The organism is Vibrio sp. 1751 (assembly GCF_033339895.1).
In the GTDB taxonomy this organism is placed as follows: Bacteria; Pseudomonadota; Gammaproteobacteria; order Enterobacterales; family Vibrionaceae; genus Vibrio; species Vibrio alginolyticus.
In genome coordinates, this window is the sequence record NZ_JAWOVM010000004.1 from 26,324 (window position 1) to 49,345 (window position 23,022).

At 44.2% G+C, this 23,022-nt stretch carries 18 protein-coding genes; 6 read left to right on the forward strand and 12 right to left on the reverse strand.

Annotated features, from left to right (window positions below; all coding sequences use genetic code 11):
- Window positions 1-10 precede the first annotated feature (10 nt).
- Window positions 11-835 carry a DUF2797 domain-containing protein gene (locus R7041_RS02695; protein ID WP_206949104.1) on the reverse strand — a complete coding sequence of 275 codons (825 nt, stop codon included), beginning with the start codon at window positions 833-835 and terminating at the stop codon, window positions 11-13.
- Window positions 836-1,170: 335 nt separating this feature from the next.
- Here R7041_RS02695 and R7041_RS02700 point away from each other — a divergent pair, with 335 nt between their 5' ends.
- Window positions 1,171-2,508 carry a GGDEF domain-containing protein gene (locus R7041_RS02700; RefSeq protein WP_031781257.1) on the forward strand — a complete coding sequence of 446 codons (1,338 nt, stop codon included), beginning with the start codon at window positions 1,171-1,173 and terminating at the stop codon, window positions 2,506-2,508.
- A 142-nt stretch (window positions 2,509-2,650) separates the two neighbouring features.
- On the opposite strand, the gene R7041_RS02705 is transcribed toward R7041_RS02700, so the two are convergent.
- From R7041_RS02705 to R7041_RS02715, 3 genes are all read right to left on the reverse strand, one after another.
- A complete protein-coding gene (locus R7041_RS02705) occupies window positions 2,651-4,021 on the reverse strand; it encodes an SLC13 family permease (protein WP_017634863.1) in 1,371 nt (456 codons plus the stop codon).
- Between the two features lie 219 nt (window positions 4,022-4,240).
- Window positions 4,241-4,975 carry a vancomycin high temperature exclusion protein gene (locus tag R7041_RS02710; protein ID WP_005388862.1) on the reverse strand — a complete coding sequence of 245 codons (735 nt, stop codon included), beginning with the start codon at window positions 4,973-4,975 and terminating at the stop codon, window positions 4,241-4,243.
- A 154-nt stretch (window positions 4,976-5,129) separates the two neighbouring features.
- Entirely contained in the window at window positions 5,130-6,818 is a 1,689-nt protein-coding gene (locus R7041_RS02715) for an NAD-dependent malic enzyme (RefSeq protein WP_005377977.1), read from the reverse strand.
- A 213-nt stretch (window positions 6,819-7,031) separates the two neighbouring features.
- On the opposite strand from R7041_RS02715, the gene R7041_RS02720 reads away from it, so the two are divergent.
- From R7041_RS02720 to R7041_RS02730, 3 genes are all read left to right on the forward strand, one after another.
- Window positions 7,032-9,386, forward strand: coding sequence for a helicase-related protein (locus R7041_RS02720; protein ID WP_206949103.1), 2,355 nt, complete (start codon window positions 7,032-7,034; stop codon window positions 9,384-9,386).
- Window positions 9,387-9,674: 288 nt separating this feature from the next.
- Window positions 9,675-10,052 (forward strand): hypothetical protein, encoded by a 378-nt coding sequence (locus R7041_RS02725; RefSeq protein ID WP_005377965.1) that lies wholly within the window; start codon window positions 9,675-9,677, stop codon window positions 10,050-10,052.
- A 329-nt stretch (window positions 10,053-10,381) separates the two neighbouring features.
- The gene (locus R7041_RS02730) at window positions 10,382-12,055 is read left to right on the forward strand and encodes an alkaline phosphatase D family protein (protein ID WP_054577921.1); all 1,674 of its coding nucleotides are present in this window, start codon (window positions 10,382-10,384) and stop codon (window positions 12,053-12,055) included.
- A 78-nt stretch (window positions 12,056-12,133) separates the two neighbouring features.
- On the opposite strand, the gene R7041_RS02735 is transcribed toward R7041_RS02730, so the two are convergent.
- The 7 genes from R7041_RS02735 to R7041_RS02765 all read right to left on the reverse strand — a co-directional run bounded on the left by R7041_RS02735 (window position 12,134) and on the right by R7041_RS02765 (window position 18,117).
- Window positions 12,134-13,237 carry a phosphoribosylaminoimidazolesuccinocarboxamide synthase gene (locus tag R7041_RS02735; protein ID WP_064368087.1) on the reverse strand — a complete coding sequence of 368 codons (1,104 nt, stop codon included), beginning with the start codon at window positions 13,235-13,237 and terminating at the stop codon, window positions 12,134-12,136.
- A gap of 203 nt (window positions 13,238-13,440) precedes the next feature.
- Window positions 13,441-13,833 (reverse strand): SulA-like leucine-rich domain-containing protein, encoded by a 393-nt coding sequence (locus tag R7041_RS02740; RefSeq protein ID WP_064368089.1) that lies wholly within the window; start codon window positions 13,831-13,833, stop codon window positions 13,441-13,443.
- Window positions 13,834-14,244: 411 nt separating this feature from the next.
- Window positions 14,245-14,427, reverse strand: coding sequence for a hypothetical protein (locus R7041_RS02745; RefSeq protein WP_005377960.1), 183 nt, complete (start codon window positions 14,425-14,427; stop codon window positions 14,245-14,247).
- A 177-nt stretch (window positions 14,428-14,604) separates the two neighbouring features.
- Complete coding sequence (locus tag R7041_RS02750) at window positions 14,605-15,579, reverse strand: molecular chaperone DnaJ (RefSeq protein WP_054577920.1); 975 nt, start codon at window positions 15,577-15,579, stop codon at window positions 14,605-14,607.
- A gap of 76 nt (window positions 15,580-15,655) precedes the next feature.
- Window positions 15,656-16,315 (reverse strand): OmpA family protein, encoded by a 660-nt coding sequence (locus R7041_RS02755; RefSeq protein WP_169644525.1) that lies wholly within the window; start codon window positions 16,313-16,315, stop codon window positions 15,656-15,658.
- 217 nt (window positions 16,316-16,532) lie between these two features.
- Complete coding sequence (locus R7041_RS02760) at window positions 16,533-17,228, reverse strand: DUF2786 domain-containing protein (protein ID WP_005377954.1); 696 nt, start codon at window positions 17,226-17,228, stop codon at window positions 16,533-16,535.
- 208 nt (window positions 17,229-17,436) lie between these two features.
- Window positions 17,437-18,117 (reverse strand): DUF3334 family protein, encoded by a 681-nt coding sequence (locus R7041_RS02765; RefSeq protein WP_005388843.1) that lies wholly within the window; start codon window positions 18,115-18,117, stop codon window positions 17,437-17,439.
- A gap of 264 nt (window positions 18,118-18,381) precedes the next feature.
- Between R7041_RS02765 and R7041_RS02770 the strand changes: the two genes are divergently transcribed.
- Entirely contained in the window at window positions 18,382-21,417 is a 3,036-nt protein-coding gene (locus tag R7041_RS02770) for an FAD-binding and (Fe-S)-binding domain-containing protein (RefSeq protein ID WP_064368092.1), read from the forward strand.
- A 73-nt stretch (window positions 21,418-21,490) separates the two neighbouring features.
- A complete protein-coding gene (locus tag R7041_RS02775) occupies window positions 21,491-21,952 on the forward strand; it encodes a methyltransferase family protein (protein WP_033905135.1) in 462 nt (153 codons plus the stop codon).
- 110 nt (window positions 21,953-22,062) lie between these two features.
- Here the strand turns inward: R7041_RS02775 and R7041_RS02780 are convergent, their stop codons facing one another.
- Complete coding sequence (locus tag R7041_RS02780) at window positions 22,063-22,788, reverse strand: DUF3581 domain-containing protein (RefSeq protein WP_017821813.1); 726 nt, start codon at window positions 22,786-22,788, stop codon at window positions 22,063-22,065.
- Between the last annotated feature and the right edge of the window lie 234 nt (window positions 22,789-23,022).

Genomic DNA, 23,022 nt, shown 5'->3' on the forward strand with positions numbered 1-23,022 from the left:
TTACAAGCGATTACTCACTAACTTCAACTTCATAGGAAGTGAATTTTCTTACATTAATAACGCCAGTATCAAAGATGAGGTATTGACCTTTAATGCCTTGCAAAGTGCCAGTAACAACCGGGTTTTTATCGAAGTTATGCGAAATGATCTTCGTTGGGTGCTGTTGTACCGGGTAGCTAAGGTCGGTAATGCTTTCGTTTAATACTTCAATGGCATCTTCGCCGAATTGCTGTTTTATCTCGGCAATTTTCTCTTCGACTAAAGGCAATAGCTCAGCAAAACGGCCCTGCAATGCCATAGGTTCACCGTCACCTTTAAGCAGTGTGCGCCAATTGGTCTTGTCTGCGATATGTTTCGCCAGTTCAACTTCAATTAAACCGGAGATATGGCGAGTTTTTACTTTAAAAATTGGCAAGCCCTGAGTCGCGCCTTGGTCAATCCAACGAGTCGGGATTTGAGTATGACGAGTAATACCAACTTTTAAGCTGGATGTGTTGGACAGGTAGACAAAGTGATCCACCATGCAATTCTCTTCACCCCATTGTGGTTCGCGACAAGTCCCTTGATCGTAGTGGCAGGTCTCTGGCTTCATGATACACATGTCGCAGCTTGCTAGCTTTTTCATGCATACAAAACAGTGGCCTTGCGAATAACTCTTTTTCGTTTTCTTTCCACATGAGCAACAAAAAATATTGCCAGTGTGAGTCAGTGTGAGCGTTTTACCCAGAAACGGAGTTAAGTCGATTTCTTCCTCACCGACAGGAAGACGGTAGTTGACGGCACCGTCCAGAGAAGCACGCATTTTGTTTAGCGTGCCAGTTGCAATTAATGACATGACATTACTCATTATTGTGTTTTTGCACAGTATATACTTAAGTGGAGAAGAGATGCAGGGTTGACAGGAGCTTTAAAGTAAATGTCTTGCACTAAATTATTATGCATCGTGTTTTATTTTCTAAAAATTATGGCTGTGAAATGCTTCGCAAATAGAAGTTGAGCTGCACTTTTTAGAAATTTTAAAACGTGATAACGGTTCAAAATCCGTTACTATGTGTCGAAACTAAGAATTGAATGAGAAAGTGATTTTATTTCTTGATAAATCACCTTGATTTCATTTTTGAAATTATTGAACCTCACGTATTGCATATAATCTCAGCAGGTCACTTGCCCATGAAGTGGATCCATAACTTTATCTTTGCTCTTTCTATTTGCACTATCAGTTTGGTTGCCCTTTATAGTGTGCTTGGCGATACGCGAAAGCTGACCATTACACCTGAGCATTTCAATATCTATGCAACTAAAGATGCCAGTGAAGGAGGTGTGAGTGAGGCAGATATCACATACGATCGGCAAAGCCTAGTTCTTAGCTGTGAACTAAAGCAGAGCTCGTATGCTTGGCCTTACTGCGGAATCTCGGTTTATACCGATTCAGCAACGCCAACACAGGGTATTGACCTTTCCAACTACCATACGATTCGATTGAAGGTGCGATATGAAGAGGCAGGAATAGGGGCTAACCCTAGCCACGACCTACGTTTGTATCTTCGCAATTATAATTCTGAGTATTCCAAGCCGGACGACGAGTACACCATTAAATATAATGGCATGCAGTTTTCTCCGTCGGGTTCGAGCGATATTGTCGAAATTCCGATTAAAAATCTTCAGGTGATGACCTGGTGGTTAGCAGATAACGGAGTCGCGATTGAGCACTCTGCACCTGAATTTTCAAACATCACACGTATTGATATTGCAACTGGGTCTGGTGCGGCACTTGGTAAACATAGAATTGTGATTGATAAAATTGAGTTTGAAGGCGCTTACCTTGCGCAAGAAACATTGTTGTATGCATTATTACTCTCTTGGATGGCGCTTGGACTGGCTTTTTCACTGCATGAGTTACGAAAAAATAGAGTGGCTTATGAAAAAGCGCAAAAGCGTCACCGTCATTTGGAAAAGGTGAATGATACTTTGCGAGCTCAAAACTATGAGTTTGCAGAGCTAGCGCATCGAGATGCTTTGACGGGCGCGATGAACCGATATGCTGTGCAACACTGGCTGGAACAACAATCTCGTCAGGTTCGCTGGGGGCATAACACCTTCAGTATTCTCTATTTGGACTTGGATAAGTTTAAAAAGGTGAACGACAAATTTGGGCACCAAATGGGGGATGACATATTGCGCGAATTTGTCATGGTGGTAGCGACTTCTATTTACTCAGACGATCGACTCGTTCGTTGGGGCGGCGAAGAGTTTGTCGTATTTTGCCCTGATACCAATATTGAACAAGCGTTAGAGAAGGCAGAAATGATTCGCAAAAATGTGGAGGATCATTTGTGGGTGCACGGTGAATCATTAACTTGCAGTATTGGCGTTGCCCAAATGCAGAATGAACGCGTCTCAGAAACCATGGCGAGAGCTGACGAAGTGCTGTATCAGGCGAAGCGCAATGGTCGCAACCGAGTGGAAGCTCATTATGGTTTACTTGCTTGCGAAAAGAAGCAAGCCTGATAGCCGTTCACTAAAAGGAAAGAAAAAAGGTGGCCAACTGGCCACCAAGAGGGAAACTGCTGAACACCACTTAGGGGGGAAGTTTGGGTTATCGATACGATTACCGTGAGCAGCAGTGTAGTGCTAATCGAACTTGCTATTTTTACCAGAACAACCAAGCGAAAAGCGTTAGTGCAGCAATACAGGCAATGTTTAATACGAAACCAATTCGCATCATTTCTTTTTGCTTGATATGACCCGTACCGAACACAATCGCGTTTGGAGGTGTTGCAACAGGTAACATAAATGCACAAGATGCAGCGACGGCAATCAGTGCAGAGAGAATAACCGGAGACATGCCTAAGGCTTCTGCAATGGTCGCAAATACAGGGACAAGTAGCGCAGCACTGGCGGTGTTACTCGCAAACTCAGTTAAGAAGACAACAAAAGCAACCACTGCAAGAATCGTTAAGAGAATACCGGCTTGCTCAAGGAAGCCTGACAAGCTATGAGCCAAAAATACGCTTGTTCCGGTTGCTTTTAGGACGTTACTCAGACAGATACCACCACCAAATAGGATTAACACACCCCAGTCGGTTGTTTTCTCAATATCTTTCCACTCGACGGCGCGAGAAGCACCAAGTAGAAGGATGGCGCCAATGGCTACAAGAGTATCGAACTTCGCGAAGCCACCCAGCATAGCGTTAATAGGCTTACTGAATATCCACAAAGTTACGGTCAGTAAGAAAATCGCCAACGTAATCATTTTGCCGTTTGTCCATTCGACTGGTTGATGGTCAAGGTCAAACTTGTGACTAAGGTCAGGCTTAGTCATCGTGTACAATACGAGGATAGCGATTGGCATTAATACTAGGGAAATAGGTACACCAAACTTCATCCATTCAGTGAAGCTAAGGCCAACTTCAGCTGCTGCAATTGCGTTTGGTGGGCTACCAACCAGTGTTGCAATACCACCAATTGAAGCACTGTAAGCGATACCGAGTAGAACAAACAAAAAGGTGTTGTGGTTTTTCTTGGCGTCTAGCTTTGTCATCACACCCAGCACAAGCGGTAACATCATCGCGGCGGTGGCGGTGTTTGAAATCCACATTGACAGGCCAGCACTCACACCAAATAGCATGAATACAGCGACAGACATTTTTCCTCTTGCCAGCAATAGTACTTTATCTGCAATAGCTTGATCTAACTTTTGTTTATGTAGAGCCGCAGCTAGTGCAAAACCACCCAAAAATAGAAAAATGATGGAGTTGGAAAAGTTATTCAGTGCGGCTTGAGTGTTGAACACACCCAAAAATACCGCAAGTAGTGGTATGAGCAGCGCAGTAATGCTGACGTGAATCGCTTCGGTTAGCCACAAAATAGCAACAAAAACTAAGATGCTCAGGCCGGTTACTACTTGTGGTTCAAAGGGTAAGGTATTAAACAAGATAATGAACAATAGGATATTCGCGTTCAAAATCATGCTGTTGCGAGTGAAGAACCAATTCTTCAATGTCACAGCGAGTGCGGTCATGGGTAGTGCTCCTTTTGCATTGCCTTTTGTCGGTTTTTTTATGGCAAAGTAACTGACTTGTAGTTATTTATTGATGAAATGTTACTTTGAATGCGAAAAAGAGTTTTGCCTGAATCGTAGAGCAAATTAGAAAGTGTGATGTTGAGAATTGGAAATGGGTAGAAAACTACCCATTTGTTTTATAGAAATGTTACTAGGCTTGTGAGCCACGTTATTCCTCTATTCGACGGGGACTTGAAGAGGCTCGTTAGCTGCTTTATTTGGCTCTTTTACTGCGACGATAGGTTCTTGAGGGCCAAGAAACTTAGGCTGCGTATTGATAATGTACAGGTCTAAAAACGCTTTCACACGGGCTAGCAGTTCTCGAACACGCATCGATGTTTTTTGCTTGTTGGCCGTCGGCCCTGCTACCGCGAGACACTGCGCATCAATGCTGTAAGCATCAGCGATGAACAGTGCGCGTTCACAGTGAAAGCGCTGAGTCACAATCAGAAATCGCTCCGAAGCAAAAATTTTTTTTGCTCGTACAATCGAATCTAAGGTACGAAAGCCAGCATAATCAAGGTGAATCACTTCTTCAGGCACGCCTGCTTTAAGTAAGTCGCGTTTCATTGTCCACGGTTCGTTGTATGAACGGTGGGCGTTATCACCACTCAATAAAAACTGTTTTACTTTGCCTTGGTTGTAAAGCTCAATCGCCGCATTAATGCGATGAGTGTAGTAAGTGTTGAGGATCTTTCCGATGTATTTACTGGTACCAAGAACTACGGCAACCTCATGTTGAGGGATTTGCTCGTATTCAGTGAAAATGCTCTCTTTGGCTTGTAAAACCACCCACCGGTCGATGGCAATAACAGAAACAAGCAGACTAAGTGCAGAGATCGACAAAATCAAAGCAAATCGCTTCCAGGAAAATTTCAGCTTCCACTTTGATCTTATGCGAGAAAACAACAAAACGTTTTATATCCTTAACTAAAAATGTAGTTCTCATCATATCTGATAGAAACAAAAAGAGAGAAGCCCATTTATGCCAAAATCTGGTTAGGATGATAAAAAAATAAAAGCCCCTACATGGTAGGGGCTAATTATTAAACGAATTGTCTCAAGCTTAGAACGCAGTGCGTTTGTAGCGGCGGTAAACAGGTTGCCAGAACGACTGTTCAATCGCCACGTTCAATGCTTCATCAGTAATTTCTAATGCGACACCTTGTTCAATTGCCTTTTTACCAACGGCAAATGCGATTTTTTTCGATACTAAGTGGATTTCTTCCAGTGGTGGAAGTAGTGCACCACGACCGTTGATTGCTAGAGGAGAACATGTTGCTAGCGCGCGACTTGATTCCATTAGCATCTCGTCAGTGACACGTTTTGCATTGACAGCAAGTACACCAAGGCCAATGCCTGGGAAGATGTAGCTGTTGTTACATTGTGCAATAGGGTAAGTGCGACCTTCATGAACCACTGGCTCAAATGGGCTACCTGTTGCAACCAGTGCTTCACCATTTGTCCAACGAATGATGTCGTTCGGTGTCGCTTCCACGCGGCTTGTTGGGTTCGACAGTGGGAAGACAATCGGACGCTTACAGTGTTTATGCATTTCTTCGATGACTTCTTGGCTAAATAGACCAGGAGCACCAGAAACACCAATTAGTACCGTTGGCTTGGCGTTACGCATAACATCGAGTAGTGAGAAGCCATTTCCTTCATTTTCCCACTCTTTCGTATTGGTATGCTTTTGCACCAAGCGTTGTTGGAAATCAAGAAGGTTAGGCATGCCTTCTTGTAACAGACCCCAACGGTCAACCATGTAAACTTGTGAGCGAGCTTGCTCGTCAGAAATTCCTTCCGATACCATTTGTGCGATGATCGCTTCTGCGATACCACAACCAGCAGACCCTGCGCCTAGGAAGGTAATACGTTGTTTAGAAAGCTGAGTTCCTGCTGCTTTACAAGCTGCAAGTAGAGAGCCAACAGTAACAGCAGCAGTACCCTGAATATCATCATTGAAGCAACACACGCGGTCTTTGTAACGCTCAAGAAGAGGCATCGCATTTTTCTGAGCAAAGTCTTCGAACTGGATCAAAGCATCAGGCCAACGGCGCTGTACCGCTTGGATAAACTCTTCTACAAATGCATCGTATTCTGCACCCGTAATACGAGGATGACGCCAACCCATGTACATCGGATCAGCTAAGCGTTGCGGGTTATTGGTACCCACATCAAGCACGATTGGTAGCGTGTAAGCAGGGCTGATACCACCACACGCGGTATATAGTGACAGTTTACCGATAGGAATACCCATGCCGCCGATACCTTGGTCACCCAAGCCAAGGATACGTTCGCCATCTGTCACAACAATCACTTTAACGTTGTGGTTTGCTGCGTTGTTCAGCAAGTCGTCAATACGGTCACGGTTCGGGTATGAAATGAACAGACCGCGACCACGACGGTAAATGTTAGAGAAGTTTTCACATGCTGCGCCAACAGTCGGCGTGTAGATGATTGGCATCATCTCAGAAATGTGATTTTGCACTAGGCGGTAATACAATGTTTCGTTGGTGTCTTGGATATTACGCAGATAAATGTGTTTATCCATATCGCTTTCGAAACTTTTGTATTGCTGGTAGGCACGTTCCACCTGCTCTTGGATAGTTTCGGTCGACTCTGGAAGCAGACCTTCTAAGTTGAATGAACTACGTTCTTCAGCAGAGAATGCACTGCCTTTGTTCAAAAGAGGGGTTGCTAAAAGAGCCGGACCCGCATATGGAATATATAGTGGGCGTTTATCGTTGTTCATTGGGTGCCTTATGTAGGGTTGAAGGATGCGCACCAAATTTTAACGGGTTCACTATTTAGTTGTAAACATGCGTTGATGCACATCAATGTAATGTCGCAAAAAAATTCAGATACCGACGAAAATATCGGCAATATTGGTTGTTTAGAGATACCTAAAGCAGGATTTTTTTACTTGGGTATAATGTTTTGCATCATCAAATCAAATCCAATTTCTATGTTTCAACTACCTATCGACAGCCTGCAAGCTGAGTTTGACCATCATGTAAGCCTTAACCATCTTGTGGTGGAAGCCGAAACCGGGTCGGGTAAATCTACCCGCTTGCCCATGTGGGCGGCAAAACACGGACGCGTTCTGGTTATTGAACCACGTCGAATTGCTTGTACCTCGCTGGCTGAATTTCTTGCGGAGCAATCTGGAGAGCCAATAGGTCGCAAAGTCGGTTACGCGATCAAGCTTCATGCCTACTTTGATGAAAAAACCGAAGTTGTATTTGTGACTCCGGGGGTTGCACTGCGTTGGTTTTCGGAAAACAAGCTAGCAGACTTTGATGTCGTGATAGTGGACGAATTTCACGAGCGACGCTGGGATATTGATCTATTAACCGCCATTTTGAAGCAAGAAAATCAACATCGATTGATCGTCACTTCCGCTACCTTAGAAGGCGAAAAGCTAGCGCGTTACCTGGATGCTAAGCGTCTGCGTTCGGAAGGACGTTGCTTTCCAGTCACGGTGACACATCGTTCCACAGACAGCCGCTATTTACCGAACAAAAAGGGATGTGAACAGGAAGTTGTCGGAGCGGTAAAAGAAGCACTGGAAGATGAAGATGGCGATATTCTTGTTTTTCTCCCAGGACGTAAAGAGATCGCCCAATGCGCGCAGATGCTACAAAGCAGCAGTGATGTCATGGTGGTTAAACTTCATGCCTCGGTCAGTGATGAAGAACGACATCGTGCGCTGACGGTACAAAAGCAACGGAAAGTCGTATTGGCAACCAACGTCGCGGAAACCTCTCTGACCATTCCTAATATCCGTGTGGTAATCGATAGTGGTTTAGAGCGCAGAACTGTACAACGAAATGGACGTACAGCACTGACATTAACCAACATTTCTAAGGCCAGTGCCGCGCAGCGAATGGGGCGAGCAGGTCGCGTTACCGAAGGGGCTTGTATTCGTCTATATGGTGAGCACGCGCCTTTAGAGTTGGTGACACCTCCAGAATTACACAGAGAAGAGCTCGTCGAGCCCATGCTGGCAGCGGCTTGTTGTGGGTACCGTCTCTCAACACTCGATTTTCTCGACTCAATTCCCCCAAAGTCGCTAGAGGCATCTCATTCGACGTTGTTATCTATGGAAGCGATTGATGAGGATGGCAATGTCACGCAGCATGGGAGAAAAGTATATCCACTACCCATTGATGCACTGTTTGCCGATCTCGTTACCAGAATTCAAGCGAAGCCAGAGAAGGAAGCAATGATTGATTTGGCTGCCGCCTTATCTGTGCCTGCGCAGCTCTATCAGCGACAAAGTGGTGAAGTTGCTGAGCTTCTATCTCAAGAGGAGCCATACGGGTGTGATGCCTCTTTGCTTATCCGTTTGGTTCGGGGGGAGCGACTTCCGGGCATTGTCATTGATGCCAGCGCACTCGAAGAGGCGCAAGGTTTAGCGAAACAAATGCGAGAAGTATTTGAATTACCGGAACTTGACGTTGCCTCTCGATATAAACGTGAAGCGCTCTTTTTTTCCATCGCCTCATTGCACCCTGAGCTTGTGTTTGTCCGACGAGCTCGTCGAAGAGATGCTCTAGGAAATGGCGTAGTCGAGATGCTGGTTGGGCGTAACAGCCGCTTTCCTGATAAAGAAGAAGCGGCCATCGTGCTAGATAGCCATAGCGTGCCAGGACGAGGCGTTAAGCAAACACTAAACCTCGCATCGGTTATGATGCCTATCCCGCTGACGTTATTACGCGAACTTGAATTTGGGGAGTGGCGACAAGGTGAGACGAATTATGAAGAAGAGACGCCAAGAGCAACAATGCATTTGGTCTACGCCGGGCGAACAGTCTGTTCTGAACACCAAGCGTTACAAGGTGATGTTGCTGTTCAGTCTATTGTCGAAATGATAGAAGACGAGACACTGTTACCAGGTTTTGCTTCTCAAAGAAAACAACAAATCCAACACTGGAAACTCTACAACGCATTGGGCCTTAATGTCGAAGGAGAAGAGGTTAACGACTTGGCCTCCTTGACATTTTCTAGCTGGTTAAAGGATCAGTTGGAAACATTAGGCGTTGAAAATGTCGATGATATGGCGTTATTTGAACCGGAAGACTTAACATTTAACGGTGTTCCAGAATGGGAATACGACGATTTCACGGAGCAGTACCCTTTAGAACTTTCGCTGCCAGAACTCCAACTGGATGTTGAGTATTACGCGTCTCGCAAGCTGGTACAGGTCGTTTATCGAGAGGGAAACCGTAAGGGAGACCCGAAGCGTTGGGAGCTGCCACGCTGGGCTGGTTGGAAGATACAGTATAAAAAGGCCAGTCGAGTGATTGATGTGAAGTAGGTCGGCGGATGACGTTGTGACAAGAATTGATATTTTCTTGGTGAATCTATAATTATTTCATATTGATAGCGTTACTTGTGTGTTGTTTTTAGTTTCTTAATTGAAATATTAATCAATTGAATGCTTATATATGGCGAAGCTGTACATCAGTTGTTACAAAGCTGGTTTTAATATTTCCTTTTGTATGTAAATTAGGGCATAAAAGACGAATGTTTTATATCCCATTGCTATATCAAAACAGTTGAACGATATTTGGTATATCTCATTTTCGAGTGTCGGGGGCATAGAATGGATCAACAAGGAAAGACGTGCATTGAATTCGACTACACTAGCTTTTTAGGAGCGACAGGTAGTAAGAAATGGACCTTTTTAGAGGCATTTGCCACCATCGCGCCTATTTTCGGTTTGATGTGGAAACAGAACATTGCGGAATTGAGCAAGCCTGAAGATCGGTTGTGGGATGCCGCATTAAAATCGATGTCTTCTCGTAAAAGTGATGAATCCAATTTGGTCCGCTTAACCCAGCTAGCTAAACATGAAGGGATCAATGAATTGCGAGTCGTTATGCCATATTCGCTCGATGTTCAGCAAATCGAGTACATAGAATCTCGCAGTCAGTTGAAGGTGGATACGTCAGAACAAGATGTCCTTAACATCAAGTTTTAGGCTGAACATTTCCACTTCATCGATGTACCACTTAACAATAGTGCAATGAAAAGCGACCTCAAAGTAGGTCGCTTTTTATTTTGAGGTTTTTGTCGCAGGTCTTAGGAAATGTGATGAATATAGAGTATTTGCACTTAAATTAACAAAAATGTAACCTTTGGAAATGCAATTGTCATAACTAGCTTCTAACTTTGTGTTTTTAGGACAAATTACCGACTAAGTGGTTGGTACTGTAAGTTCGAATTAACGTCCCTTATTGGCATACAAGGATGATCGAGTCACCACGTCATTTGGGCATAAAAACAAACACAATAAGAAAGGAAGTCAATATGTCTTTGTCTCGTCGAGACTTTATGAAAGCTGCCTCTTCAACGGCGATTGTTACCGGGCTGGTGGGCTGTGGTAGCGATGCTAGTGAATCTGCTGCGGTTACCTTTGAGCACGGAGTGGCGAGTGGAGATCCTACTCAAACACAAGTAATCATTTGGACTCGAGTTACGACCTCAGCAAGCTACGCAGATGTAAGCTGGCAAGTTTCTTCTAATGAAAATTTTACTGATATCGTGCAAAGTGGCACTTTCGCTACAGATACGAGCCGAGATTTTACGGTAAAAGTTGATGTTCAAAACCTCAACGCAAATTCTCACTATTACTATCGATTCATGGTTGGAGATGTCACTAGCGAAGTCGGGCAAACTCAAACATTACCAGAGGGTGGTGTAGAAAAGGCATCCATGGCCGTTGTTTCTTGTGCAAACTATCCTGCTGGTTATTTCCATGTGTATCGAGAGATCTTAAATCAACATGAGCAAGAACCGTTTGATGTGGTACTTCATCTCGGTGATTACATTTATGAGTATGGGGCTGGTGGCTACGCTAGTGAAGATGCTGAGGCACTAGGGCGAGAGCCAAGCAAAGGCACTGAATGCATTACCTTAGATGATTACCGAAAACGGTATGCGCAATATCGCCAAGATGCTGATCTGCAAGCGTTACATGCGAGCCTACCAATGATTGCAGTCTGGGATGACCATGAGCTTGCAAATGATAGTTGGAAAAATGGTGCGGAAAACCATCAAGAAGAGGAAGGCAGCTTTAATGATCGTCGTGCAGCTGCGGCTGCCGCGTGGACAGAATGGTTGCCCGTTCGTGAAAACACTTTCTCAAACATGCTGATTTACCGTCAGTTTTCGTTTGGAAGTTTAGTCAATTTGATGATGCTCGACACGCGACTTGTGGGGCGTGATAAACCGTTGGATTATTTCTCGCTCAGCTCACCAACGATGGAAGCGATTGGCGGTTTAGTTGCTCAGTCGCGCAGTCAAGACCGAGAGCTGTTAGGCGGTGACCAACTCGCGTGGCTGATGGATGCGTTCAGTACGCACGACGCAACTTGGAATGTGCTAGGGCAACAAGTGTTAATGTCTCGTATGGAGTTGCCAAGTTCGGTTATGACCGCGATGTTTCAATTGTTTACTGCCACTGAAGAACAAAAAACAGAGGCGTTATTAGCGGTAAACTCTGCGATTACGGGTTATCTCTCTGACCCAAGTTTAGATACCATTGCTTTGCCATATAACCTAGATGCATGGGATGGTTACTACGTTGAGCGAGAGAACGTTTATCAACTGGCCAAAGCCAGCAGTGGTAACTTTGTCTGTTTGGCAGGAGATACGCACAACGCATGGGCAAGTGAGCTTAAAGACGTATCTAAGCATCCTATCGGGGTAGAGTTTGCGACTAGCTCTGTGAGTTCCCCTGGGTTAGAGGCCTACCTCGCGTTAGACCCTGTTGCGATCGCTCAAATGGAATACACGCTGCCGCACTTAGTGTCAGAATTACAGTGGGCAGACATCAAACAGCGTGGCTTTATGCGCGTTACTTTTACGCCCGACAAGGCAGAGTCGACCTGGTATTTCGTATCAACGATTAAAGACAAAACATATCAGGTGACGACCAAGTCAGCCTCTACAACAGATGGCACTACGTTAAATATCGGCTAAACTGAGCCTAATACGAAAAAAGTCCGCAAGCTAGTGCGGACTTTTTATTGGAAAGCATTTAGCAATCTAGCGACAGTGCTAGTCAATCAATCCGTATTCTTTGCTCAGAACTTCGATGATTTCCGCTTTCGGATTCTCACTCAAATGAATCGGCTTGCCTGTAATCTTCTCGGCAATACCAATGTAGGTGCTCGAAATCGCCATCAAAGATTCGACGGGTAAAGCATTATCACGAGCGAGTGCTTCACGCTCTGGCATACGTTCTTTATTTAGCAAGATATCTGGGTCAGGGAAGTGGTTAAGTAGGAACTGGCGGAAACCTTCTTTTGAGTTCTCTACGATGTGACCTGCTTGGTACTCTTTAGCATCCCATATACGAGACGAGTCTGGTGTACCCACTTCATCCATGTAAATCAGCTTTTCATTGCCAGCAGCATCATGAACATAACCAAATTCGAATTTGGTATCGACAAAGATTTGGTCAATTGCTTCTAATGCTTGACTGATAACGTTAAAGCCTTCTTTCAGCAGTTTTTCGTAGAGTGCGATATCGTCCGCACTTGAGAAGTTAAATGCTTCGTAGTTGTCTACGATATTTTGACGAGTAATATTAACGTCATCCGCTTCTGGCACACCGGGAATGCCTTTTAGAATGCCTTTTGTGGATGGGGTCATTAGCAACTCTGGCAGTGCTTTGTCTTTTTCTAACCCTTCAGGAAGTTGGATTCCACAAAACTCGCGCTCGCCATTTGCGTAAGCGCGCCACATCGAACCCGTGATGTATTTGCGGCAGATGGCTTCGATTTTTACCGGTTTGGCTTTTTGTACAATCCAAACAAAAGGGTGAGGAATGTCTAGAATATGGCTATCTGCTAAGCCATTTTCTTTGAACAGTTTGAACCAGTGATTAGAAATCGCATTAAGCGCAGCCCCTTTACCCGGGACACCATTAAGACCACCTTCAGCATGCCAAATACAATCGAATGCAGAGATTCGGTCGCTAATCACCATGATAGCCAAAGGCGCATCTGGAGCGACATTGTATCCTTTTTCTTTGATCAGTCGGGCGCTGTCTTCTTCAGTTAACCAGTAAACTGAACGAACTTTTCCACTATGAACGGGTTTATGGGTGCGAATTGGCAGGTCGTCATTGACGGCAAGTACTTGATTAGCAAGGCTCATTGCGACATTCCTATCATCTTAATCAAACGTCAGAAAGAGAAGATATTCAGCAAAATGTGGGCGCTGAATAAATCGAATGTGGGCATCATACCAGAACTATTTTAACTCGCCAGAGAAAAAGCAAACGTTTGCCTGTTTTCTTTAATACAAAAAAAGCCCCCTTAAAAAGGAGGCGAGATGCAGGATGGATAACGTCGAACTTATTAGTGGTACTTATTAACTCTGCCTTCGACGAAAAAGACTTCACACTGATAGCGCTGCGCCATGTCGCGCAACATAGATTGATTCATAAGTGCAATTTTATTGGATGCGACAACAGCACTGGCATTGCCTGAGCAGATGGCTTTTATCACGATCTCGACTTCTGAAAGCTGTTGAGAGGGCTTCATTTGAATAACGTTTTTACAGCAAATATTAGAAGCAGTGAGTTGTTCAAAGTCTGGACGAGGGCAGTCTGCTGTAAACAAAATCCATTGTTTCTGCTGCGATAAAACAGCCAGCTTAGATAGAAGCTGATCCGAAACGGCCATGGGCTTAGTTGCTTGTGCCAATACGTTGTAACGAGAGTATGTATGAGATTGACTTTGTAACTGCATCTTACTGTTCCTTTATACATGCTGTATGTGTATACAGTAGTTTGTTTTGGTGACCTGATCAACCAGTTTCTCAAAAGTTATTTGCGGTTTTTTGAGAAGGAAATAAAAGGATTTGATTCTAAGTAATTGAATTTATGTGGTTGTTTTTCATTTTTGATATGTCTAACATCAATTTAAAAATGTGAGGTGAGTAGAAAACTGGACGAGAGACATACAGGGGTTTACTACTGTATATACAGGTGTTTTTCACGGACAATGGTTTGTATACAGTGGGAGAGGGCTGATAACCGATGCGACGTGCTATGTAAGATAGGAGGGAATACGAGATAGAGATTGGAAATAGGGCTTGGCCGATCAAAAAAGCGCCTTAAGAGGCGCCTTTGAAAATCAGTTCCGTTGATTCCGTCTTGCTTAGCTCGCTCGTTGCAAGCGTTCGCGCATTTGTAATTCGCCTTGGTTAAATAGGCGCACGTCGATTTTCGCCATGTCGTAACAAGCTTTACATGAGTAGTGGTGCTTGCCATCTAAATAATCGTGACGAGTTACAAGGCTAGGTTTTTTACACCAATCACAGGTGCCTTCTTCAGTGAACATTGATTTTCTCCCCACCTAGATTAATTTGAGTCGTTAGGTGTTATTTTGCGCCGGGCATTATGGCATAAAAGCGCGACTTAAGTTAAATGTCTGTTAATTTGTTTGAGAGGGAGATCGATTGCGGCGCTTGATTATATAGGTCTAAAAGCATGCTAGCCAAAGTATCCTGACCTATTTTTACTGTTTTGTAACATTTTGTGAGACGAGCTTAAAGGCATGATTGAGTCGCTTCATTTCTTCTTCACTGCCTCTTGTGTCAGGATGATAAAGCTTTGATAGCTGTCTATAGCGTAGCTTGATTGCTTGTAAATCAGGGATGTGTTGTGGTGTGTAGCCAAACATAGCACACGCGACGCTTAGCTTATGGTTCTCTGCCTGGGTTTTGGATTTCTTAAATTCTTTGAATACTTTCTCTAGCTGGCGTTTCAGTTGCTTGTTCGTAAACTCTAGCTCTTTTATTTTTTTCGCCATTCGTTGATTTTGGCTTTCCTCTTTGGCTTCAAGCGCTTTTCTATTCTGCTTAAGTTTCTTGATTACGAGAAAACTTAAGCCGCTGATGATGAGTATCGCCGCTAGCCAGATCAGCCATAAAAACTGCGAGTGTTCTACTTTGGGGTTTGCAACTGTGCTTTTCTCTTCCTGTGCTTGCTCAGCCTTTTTATCGAGCGACTTTATTTGGGAGACTTGTTTAGCTCGCAGTTGGTTGAAGCGCTGCTCTAACAGTTGATTATAAGCTTGTTCTGCTGCTGGATTATGCTGAGAAGCCATTTGATACAAGGCTTCAGTCAATTGAGCAGTTGTGACCTTATCTGGATTGCGCTGAATAAAATCGGCGAGAAGAAAGCCACGATCGGTTGGGTCATTGAGTGCGATAGAGGTTAGCCAATATAACGCTTGTGTTTCATTTTTTTCGCCATTTATCCCTTTAGCAAAGTCGTTCGCGAGCTGTTTTTGCGCAGGGAGGTAACCTTGGTTGGCGGATTGCTCTAGCCAGTAGCGCGTTTCTGGTGAGGCTTCAGCTTTGTTTGATGCCAATAATTGTTGTGCGTACTCGTATTGTTCGATGGGGTCATTTGGAGCTTGAGAGGCAAGTGAGTAGCCAGAAAAGCTGAGGCTAAATAAGCAGAGTAGGGCAGACGTTTTGACAGACATTAATATGTCAGGCCTAACGATAATGGTTAGGCCTGCTCCGGTAATTTTTTATTATTACCGTTATGGTGCAACCAAATTACTTCAGTGGCAAGATCTGGATTTCAACACGACGGTTGCACGCACGACCTTCAGAAGTTTGGTTTGAGCAAATTGGGTTACGTTCGCCGTAGCCGCGTGCAATTGCACGACCAGGTGCAACGTTTTGAGATACTAGGAATTGACGTACGGACTCTGCACGGCGCTCTGACAACGTTTGGTTGTATGACTCACTGCCTGTGCTATCCGTGTAACCATCAATAACGAGACTGGTATCTGGGTACTCAACTAGGATGCGAGCAACACCGCTTAGAGTATTATGGATACTAGCATCAAGTTGGTAAGAGCTTGAAGAGAAGCCGATACCGTTTTCCATACGCAGTAAAAGCTGATTTTCACCAACACGCTGAACTTGTACGCCAGAGTTTAGCAAAGCGCGACGTAATTCCGCTTCTTGTTGGTCAAAGTAGTAACCAACGCCAGCGCCAGTCGCTCCGCCTGCGGCTGCACCAATGAGTGCATGCTGACGACGTTCTTTAGCATCATCACCCGTTGCTAGGCCGATTGCTGCGCCAGCGATCGCACCAATAAGCGCGCCTTGCGTGGTGGAGTTAGTTTCGTATTCACCCGTTGTTGCATTTTGGCGTTGAGTGGCTTGACAGCCAGTAAGAGCTAGCACTAGAGCTAGTGCAATAGGCATCTTTTTCAAGGGAAAATCTCCGTATAAAACTGAGGCGAAACCATGCCTCATAATGGGATGCGAATTATGAATAAACAAGCATTAATATTTGTTATGAGAAAGTAAGATTGATAAGAGTTTCTGTAAGAAAATTCCTATCAATACTGCCAAAGCTCTCAAAGTAAGCCCCATCGACATCGAAGTCATTGCTGCTTATGTGAATCCTTTACTATTCTGGCTATTTCGATGAATCGCCCAACATTTTGCGTGCTTGTTCGCCGCCCACTCCACGATTAACTGAAACCTTTCTACCTTTCTTTAAGCCCACTTCGTAGTCTTCAGTTAGGTTTTTCATCGCTTCTTTCAATTGCTTCTTGAACGTTTCGCGGTCAATGTTTTGGAATTCTTTATCAATATAGTCATTAATTTTATTGGCCGACTCTTCATCTGGAGAAATAATTGGCAATTTTTCAATCGCGCCTTCCACCCAGCCAGATACAAATGAGTTCACACGGCGAGTCACTTCCTGAGAAGAGGTGCCGGTGCCAGCAAAGCTGTTTCGGAATTGTCCGGTACTTTCGTTCATCTCGCGATAAACAATATCGAAAGCAAATGCAGCAAAAATAGCGCGATCTGCTTCACCGATAAATTCGACACGTTTGAGCCCTTTGTGATTCAACAATACTGCTTCGACACCGAATTTTGTGTTAATGCCGCGAATCACTCGCAATATGGTAGAACTGATGTTCGCTGGTAGCAGATGAGAAGATTGTGTTTTTCCCATTCTGATGAACTCAATATCGTCTTTATCGAGACCATATTTAAGCATGAGGCGATGTGCCATTTTGATAGCATTGGCAGCCTCATTCACATTAGCGGAATTGCCCAGTTCTAAGCACTTGGCGATTTTTTTCAGAGCTTTTTGTTTATCCATCGACAACCAGTAACGAAAGCAGAAAATTTATGAAGTCAGACATATTACCTTTTTTGACATAAAAACGAAATACAAGGTGGGACTGAAGATAATTTCTGCACATAAAAAGAAGCCTCGCATTAAGCGAGGCTGGCGTTTTAGTTCGTCGTAATCAGTATGAAGTCGTACTTGTGTCTAAGAAGCCATTCTTCATTAAGATTCGTTAGAATTACAACCCGAGCTGGTTGAGCAAGTCATCGGCATCATCGTTTGATCCCGACGATTTAGATTCTTTCTCAGCCAACTGTTTACGTGTTGCCTCTAAAATGTCGTCTGGGTTTTCGTCTTCAGCAACTTCAAACTCTTCCAGTTGGATGAACTCAGTTTTATCCATTGCTAGTTCGAGATAGAAAATATTGTTGTTTTCGGTGGAGAACGTCACTCTGCGCGCTTGAGGGCGGTCAAGGTTGGTATCAACTTGTAAGATAACTTGCTTATTCAGCGCTAGCATTTTTGGTTGGTTTTGTGTGATGTTCGTTTGCAGGTCTTTACGAATTTTATTAGTGAAGTCTCCGACCAGTTGATTCATGAGTTCACCCAGAACATCGCCTACCTCGTCAGAAGTATGAGATATTGCCAGTTCTTCTTCTGGCATGCCCATATTACGCATGTAGTTCGTGTAGATCTCCAGTGCGGCTTTTGCCGTAAAATTAATCACAACTAGCCCGGTAAATCCGCCATCAAACAGAACAAAACAGCCAAAATCTGGTTTGAGGCTAGTCTTGTGGATTTTTTGCACCATTGCTGAATAATTTACTTGAGAAGATGTCGCCGAAGTAAGTACGCCAGAAACAGACTGGCAAAGTTTGAGAAGGATATCTTCAGTGGTCACAATTTTATTTTTTTTCATTCTGAAAACTCATCTAGAAACGCGATTCGTTCCCCAATGTAAGGCATCAAGCGTGAAAAAATAAAGCATAAGTTTAATTATTGTATCGAGATTCTGATTTGCTCGTCTTTTTAAATGTTGTAAAGTGACGAAATTCAAAGAATATTACTTCACTAACTCTTTTGTGGTGTTTTTTTTTCGCTTAGCGCCAATTTGTATGAGAAGTGAGCAAATAATTACATAACCCGCAGCTGATCGGATCAGCGTCGTAGGGGCAGGAAGCAAATGTTACCAAGATTACACTCGCAAACTGATGTCGATCCTCTTGTTCTTAGTTTTCTGAAAGAGCTTGAGCACGCCGGATTCACTGGTGATATCGAAAGCCAATATTCAAGCCGACTAGCGGTTGCCACTGACAACAGTGTTTACCAGCAACTTCCTCAGTCTGTCGTTCATCCCAAAACGACAGAAGATGTTTCTCTCCTCGGGAAACTGAGCAATAAAGAAAAGTACGAACGAATTACCTTTTCACCTCGTGGTGGCGGCACAGGGACCAATGGTCAGTCGCTAACCAAAGGTATTGTGGTGGATATGTCTCGTCACATGAACAAAGTGCTTGAGATTAATGAGAAAGAAGGCTGGGTTCGTGTACAAACTGGTGTAGTGAAAGACCAGTTAAATGACGCTGTTCGCCCTTATGGCTACTTCTTCTCTCCAGACTTATCTACCAGTAACCGTGCAACGATTGGCGGCATGGTCAACACCGATGCTTCTGGTCAAGGCTCTCTGAAATACGGAAAAACATCCGATCATGTTTTGTCGCTACAAGCGGTGTTTGCTGATGGTTCAATTTTAGAGTCGGACTTGTCCCATGGTTACCCAAAAGAAGGCGAGTTTGCTGCCAAGGCGCTACGTGTAACGGAATCCGTATGTCGTGAAAAACGCCAGCAGATCGTAGATAAGTTTCCTCCTCTTAACCGATTTTTAACGGGCTACGATTTAAAAAATGCCTTGAATGAAGACGGTGACCGTTTCGATATCACACGAGTACTTTGCGGCGCGGAAGGTTCATTGGCATTTATTACCGAAGCAAAGCTGAACCTGACGCCAATTCCGAAAGCGCGTACGTTGGTTAACGTTAAATACAACAGCTTTGATTCTGCACTGCGTAATGCACCGTTTATGGTAGAGGCGAAAGCGCTGTCTGTAGAAACCGTTGACTCAAAAGTGCTTAATCTCGCGAAGCAAGATATCGTTTGGCACACCGTGAGCGATTTACTTACCGATGTTCCAAATAAAGAGATGCTTGGCATCAATATGGTGGAATACGCAGGTCAGGACGAAGAGGAAGTTGCTGCTCAGGTTGCAGCGTTGACCGCCAAGCTCGATACCATGTTGGAAACAGAAGAAGCGGGCATTATCGGCTACCAAGTTTGTAACGATGTAGCGAGCATTGGGCGTATTTACAACATGCGTAAAAAAGCGGTGGGTTTGTTAGGCGCAGCAAAAGGTCGTGCTAAACCGGTCGCATTCGCTGAAGATACCTGTGTGCCACCAGAAAACCTGGCGGACTTCATTGTAGAGTTTCGAGAACTGTTAGACAGCAAGTCTCTGAATTACGGCATGTTTGGTCACGTCGATGCTGGGGTGCTTCACGTACGTCCTGCGTTGGATTTGTGTGACCCGCACCAAGAAGCATTGATGCACGAAGTTTCTGATGAAGTGGTCAAGCTGGTGGCGAAATACGGCGGTTTGATGTGGGGTGAACACGGCAAAGGTTTCCGTTCAGAATATGGCCCTGAGTTTTTCGGCGACGAGTTGTTTACTGAACTGAGACGTGTGAAAGCGGCATTCGATCCACACAACAAAATGAACCCGGGCAAAATCTGTACACCGCTGGATAGTGATGCAGAGCTTGTCAAAGTTACCGATACCAAACGTGGTTACTATGACCGTCAGATTGACGTTCAAGTACGTGACAGCTTTAAACAAGCGATGGAATGTAACGGTAACGGTTTGTGTTTTAACTACGATACCAGCTCGCCAATGTGTCCATCGATGAAAGTAACAGCCGATCGTCGTCATTCACCGAAAGGTCGTGCGGGTTTGGTTCGCGAGTGGTTGCGTCAGCTTACTGAGCAAGGCATTGATATTCTTGACTTAGAAAAGCAAACACTAGAAAACAAAACATCAATCAAAACCATGATTGACCGCGTACGTCATTCTATCAATCGTCGTCACGAGTATGACTTCTCTCACGAAGTGTATGAAGCGATGAATGGTTGTTTGGCGTGTAAAGCGTGTGCGAGTCAGTGTCCGATTAAAGTCGATGTTCCGAGCTTTCGCTCGCGCTTTTTAAACATCTATCACTCTCGTTACCAACGTCCTGCAAAAGACTATCTGGTTGCGAACATTGAGACTATGCTGCCGATGATGGCGAAAGCGCCAGGTGTCGTAAATGGTGTTTTGAAGCAGTCGTGGGTGAAAAGTTTAACGGCATCTACGGTCGGGTATGTCGATGCGCCGTTGTTATCAGTACCCACCTTGAAACAACGAGTAGAGTCGCTGACAACGCCTTATGATCTGCAAGCGCTCAGTGGTTTGTCTTCGTCTGAAAAGAGCAAGCATGTTTTAATTGTTCAAGACCCATTCACTAGTTACTACGACGCTGATGTCGTTGAAGACTTCGTTAAGTTATTGAAAAAGCTGGGTATGAATCCGGTGCTTCTGCCGTTTAAGCCGAATGGTAAAGCACAACACATTAAAGGGTTTTTACGTCAGTTTAAGGACACAGCAGCCGACACAGCGAAGTTCTTGGCGATGGTAGCGGATCTGGATATTCCATTAGTTGGCGTCGATCCTGCTTTGGTGCTGTGTTATCGAGATGAATACGCTGAAGTGCTTGGCAGTAAGCGAGGTAATTTCGATGTACTAACAGCCCACGAATGGCTTTACCCAAGACTAGAAGCGTTTGAAAGCGGAGAGCATAAGGCGCAGGAACCTTGGTATCTGTTTGCGCACTGTACTGAAAAAACCAAAATGCCAAATGCGGAAAAAGAGTGGGGCGCTATTTTTGCTCACTTTGGTGCAGTTTTGAATACGGTACCTGTTGGTTGTTGTGGTATGGCGGGTACGTTTGGTCATGAGGTTGATAAGTTGTCGATGTCGAAAGACATTTACAATTTAAGCTGGAAGCCAAGCTTAGATAAGTTGGATAGCGAGAGATGTTTGATTACAGGCTATTCTTGCCGCAGCCAAGTGAAACGCTTTGAAGGAACGAAGCCCAAGCATCCCGTTCAGGCATTGTTAACTTTGTTGTAATCGGACTAAATCAAGCCCAGTTTTACTGGGCTTTTTAGAAACCGTACTTAGACCCTTTCAAAGGATATGAATCTTGAGAAAACTTGAACTCAAAGTCCCACCTGTTGCGGTGTTTTTGCTAGTCATACTTTTGATGTACGGACTTAAAGTTTTGACGCCGAGCATGAACATTCGAGTCCCCTTTGTTGAATTTGTAGTAGGTGTATTAACTTTGTTGTCTGGCTACATGGGCATTGCTGGCGTGTATGAATTTCGCAAAGTAAAAACCACAGTGAACCCAGTAAAACCTGAAGCGGCATCTTCTGTTGTAAGAACTGGTGTGTTTGCCTTTTCACGCAACCCTATGTACACGGCATTATTGCTTCTAATCATAGCAACTGGTTTGTGGTGGCAGCACTTGAGTGTGGTGCTTTGTGGCGTGATATTTGTCAGTTATATGAATCGGTTTCAAATCAAGCCTGAGGAACGCGTTTTAGAGCGATTGTTTGGTGAAGAGTATGTGGATTATAAAAACCATGTTCGTCGTTGGCTCTAAGCATTGCGTTTAGTTTTGTTTGGATGAGACATAAAAAGAAAGCCCAACGGTCGACGTTGGGCTTTCTTTTAGTAAACACGTTTTTTGTGCGCTTCTGATAGGGCAGTCGACTAGGCTGCCTTAACGAACTTTGCTAGGAATGCATCCTTACGTTCATTAAAGCGGCGTACAAGGTCGTCAACCGCTTCTTGGTCATATGGCTTCAAGCCACTTGCAACCATGCGCTTAATACCTTTACCAACGACTTCACCGTCTTCTTTGAACGCAAAGTTTAAGGTGACTACACCTCGTTTTCCTTCTACATCGAATGTTGCGCCAGTGAAATCCACCTCTGGATGCGTAAGGTCTAAGCGTGAAAATTCGACTTCCATGCTTTCATAAATAACTAATGGACGCTGGCAGTTAATCATCATTTGCTTCTCTTCCATAAGAGGAACCATGATGTGAGGGAAGTTCATACCAGAAAATTGCACGTAATTTGTCACTACATGCTCAATAAATGCCGGATCGTGGTTAGTTTCACCTTCACGGGACATGTGTAAGTATTCTTTACCTGCCTCGTCAACAACAGCGCTTTCTTTGTCACACTTATTTTCAATATGAAGTGCTACACCATCGTTTACCATGCCAGAGAAGTTAAAACGCATCTTTTGGCTAACGCCTTCTTTACTAAGGAGCACTGCGAAAAGTAAATCCCCAGGGACACAAAAGCGTTTGTTGTCTTCATCATGAATTGGGTTGTAGTCACCTGCGACACGTTTTGCAAAGTGGCTTGCTTGTTCGCGAGTGAACTGAAACTGGTGATTAGTGTTTGAAAAATAAGGTGTTAGAAACATAATTTTTACGTAGTAACCAAAACTGTGTGGGATTATATGCGAATATCTGCGTAGCAATGGTCCATCCAGTGAAAACTTCACCGTATCCTAACAATAAGACACTATTTCGGCGGATAAACCGTTAAAAACGCATACTTTAGCAACGCTTTTATTTGTGAAAGCAATAAACAACGACCTTTTCGCTCGCCTATCTTTTAAAGTATAGCCATCAAAGTAGACAGGCGTTCATAAACA

Coding starts and splice junctions, on each gene's coding strand:
- R7041_RS02760 (WP_005377954.1), bottom strand. CDS start 17,228: ATGGATAAACAAAAAGCTCTGAAAAAAATCGCCAAGTGCTTAGAACTG.
- R7041_RS02720 (WP_206949103.1), top strand. CDS start 7,032: ATGTTTCAACTACCTATCGACAGCCTGCAAGCTGAGTTTGACCATCAT.
- R7041_RS02695 (WP_206949104.1), bottom strand. CDS start 835: ATGTCATTAATTGCAACTGGCACGCTAAACAAAATGCGTGCTTCTCTG.
- R7041_RS02730 (WP_054577921.1), top strand. CDS start 10,382: ATGTCTTTGTCTCGTCGAGACTTTATGAAAGCTGCCTCTTCAACGGCG.
- R7041_RS02735 (WP_064368087.1), bottom strand. CDS start 13,237: ATGAGCCTTGCTAATCAAGTACTTGCCGTCAATGACGACCTGCCAATT.
- R7041_RS02705 (WP_017634863.1), bottom strand. CDS start 4,021: ATGACCGCACTCGCTGTGACATTGAAGAATTGGTTCTTCACTCGCAAC.
- R7041_RS02750 (WP_054577920.1), bottom strand. CDS start 15,579: ATGTCTGTCAAAACGTCTGCCCTACTCTGCTTATTTAGCCTCAGCTTT.
- R7041_RS02755 (WP_169644525.1), bottom strand. CDS start 16,315: ATGCCTATTGCACTAGCTCTAGTGCTAGCTCTTACTGGCTGTCAAGCC.
- R7041_RS02740 (WP_064368089.1), bottom strand. CDS start 13,833: ATGCAGTTACAAAGTCAATCTCATACATACTCTCGTTACAACGTATTG.
- R7041_RS02770 (WP_064368092.1), top strand. CDS start 18,382: ATGTTACCAAGATTACACTCGCAAACTGATGTCGATCCTCTTGTTCTT.
- R7041_RS02765 (WP_005388843.1), bottom strand. CDS start 18,117: ATGAAAAAAAATAAAATTGTGACCACTGAAGATATCCTTCTCAAACTT.
- R7041_RS02780 (WP_017821813.1), bottom strand. CDS start 22,788: ATGTTTCTAACACCTTATTTTTCAAACACTAATCACCAGTTTCAGTTC.
- R7041_RS02700 (WP_031781257.1), top strand. CDS start 1,171: ATGAAGTGGATCCATAACTTTATCTTTGCTCTTTCTATTTGCACTATC.
- R7041_RS02745 (WP_005377960.1), bottom strand. CDS start 14,427: ATGTTCACTGAAGAAGGCACCTGTGATTGGTGTAAAAAACCTAGCCTT.
- R7041_RS02725 (WP_005377965.1), top strand. CDS start 9,675: ATGGATCAACAAGGAAAGACGTGCATTGAATTCGACTACACTAGCTTT.
- R7041_RS02715 (WP_005377977.1), bottom strand. CDS start 6,818: ATGAACAACGATAAACGCCCACTATATATTCCATATGCGGGTCCGGCT.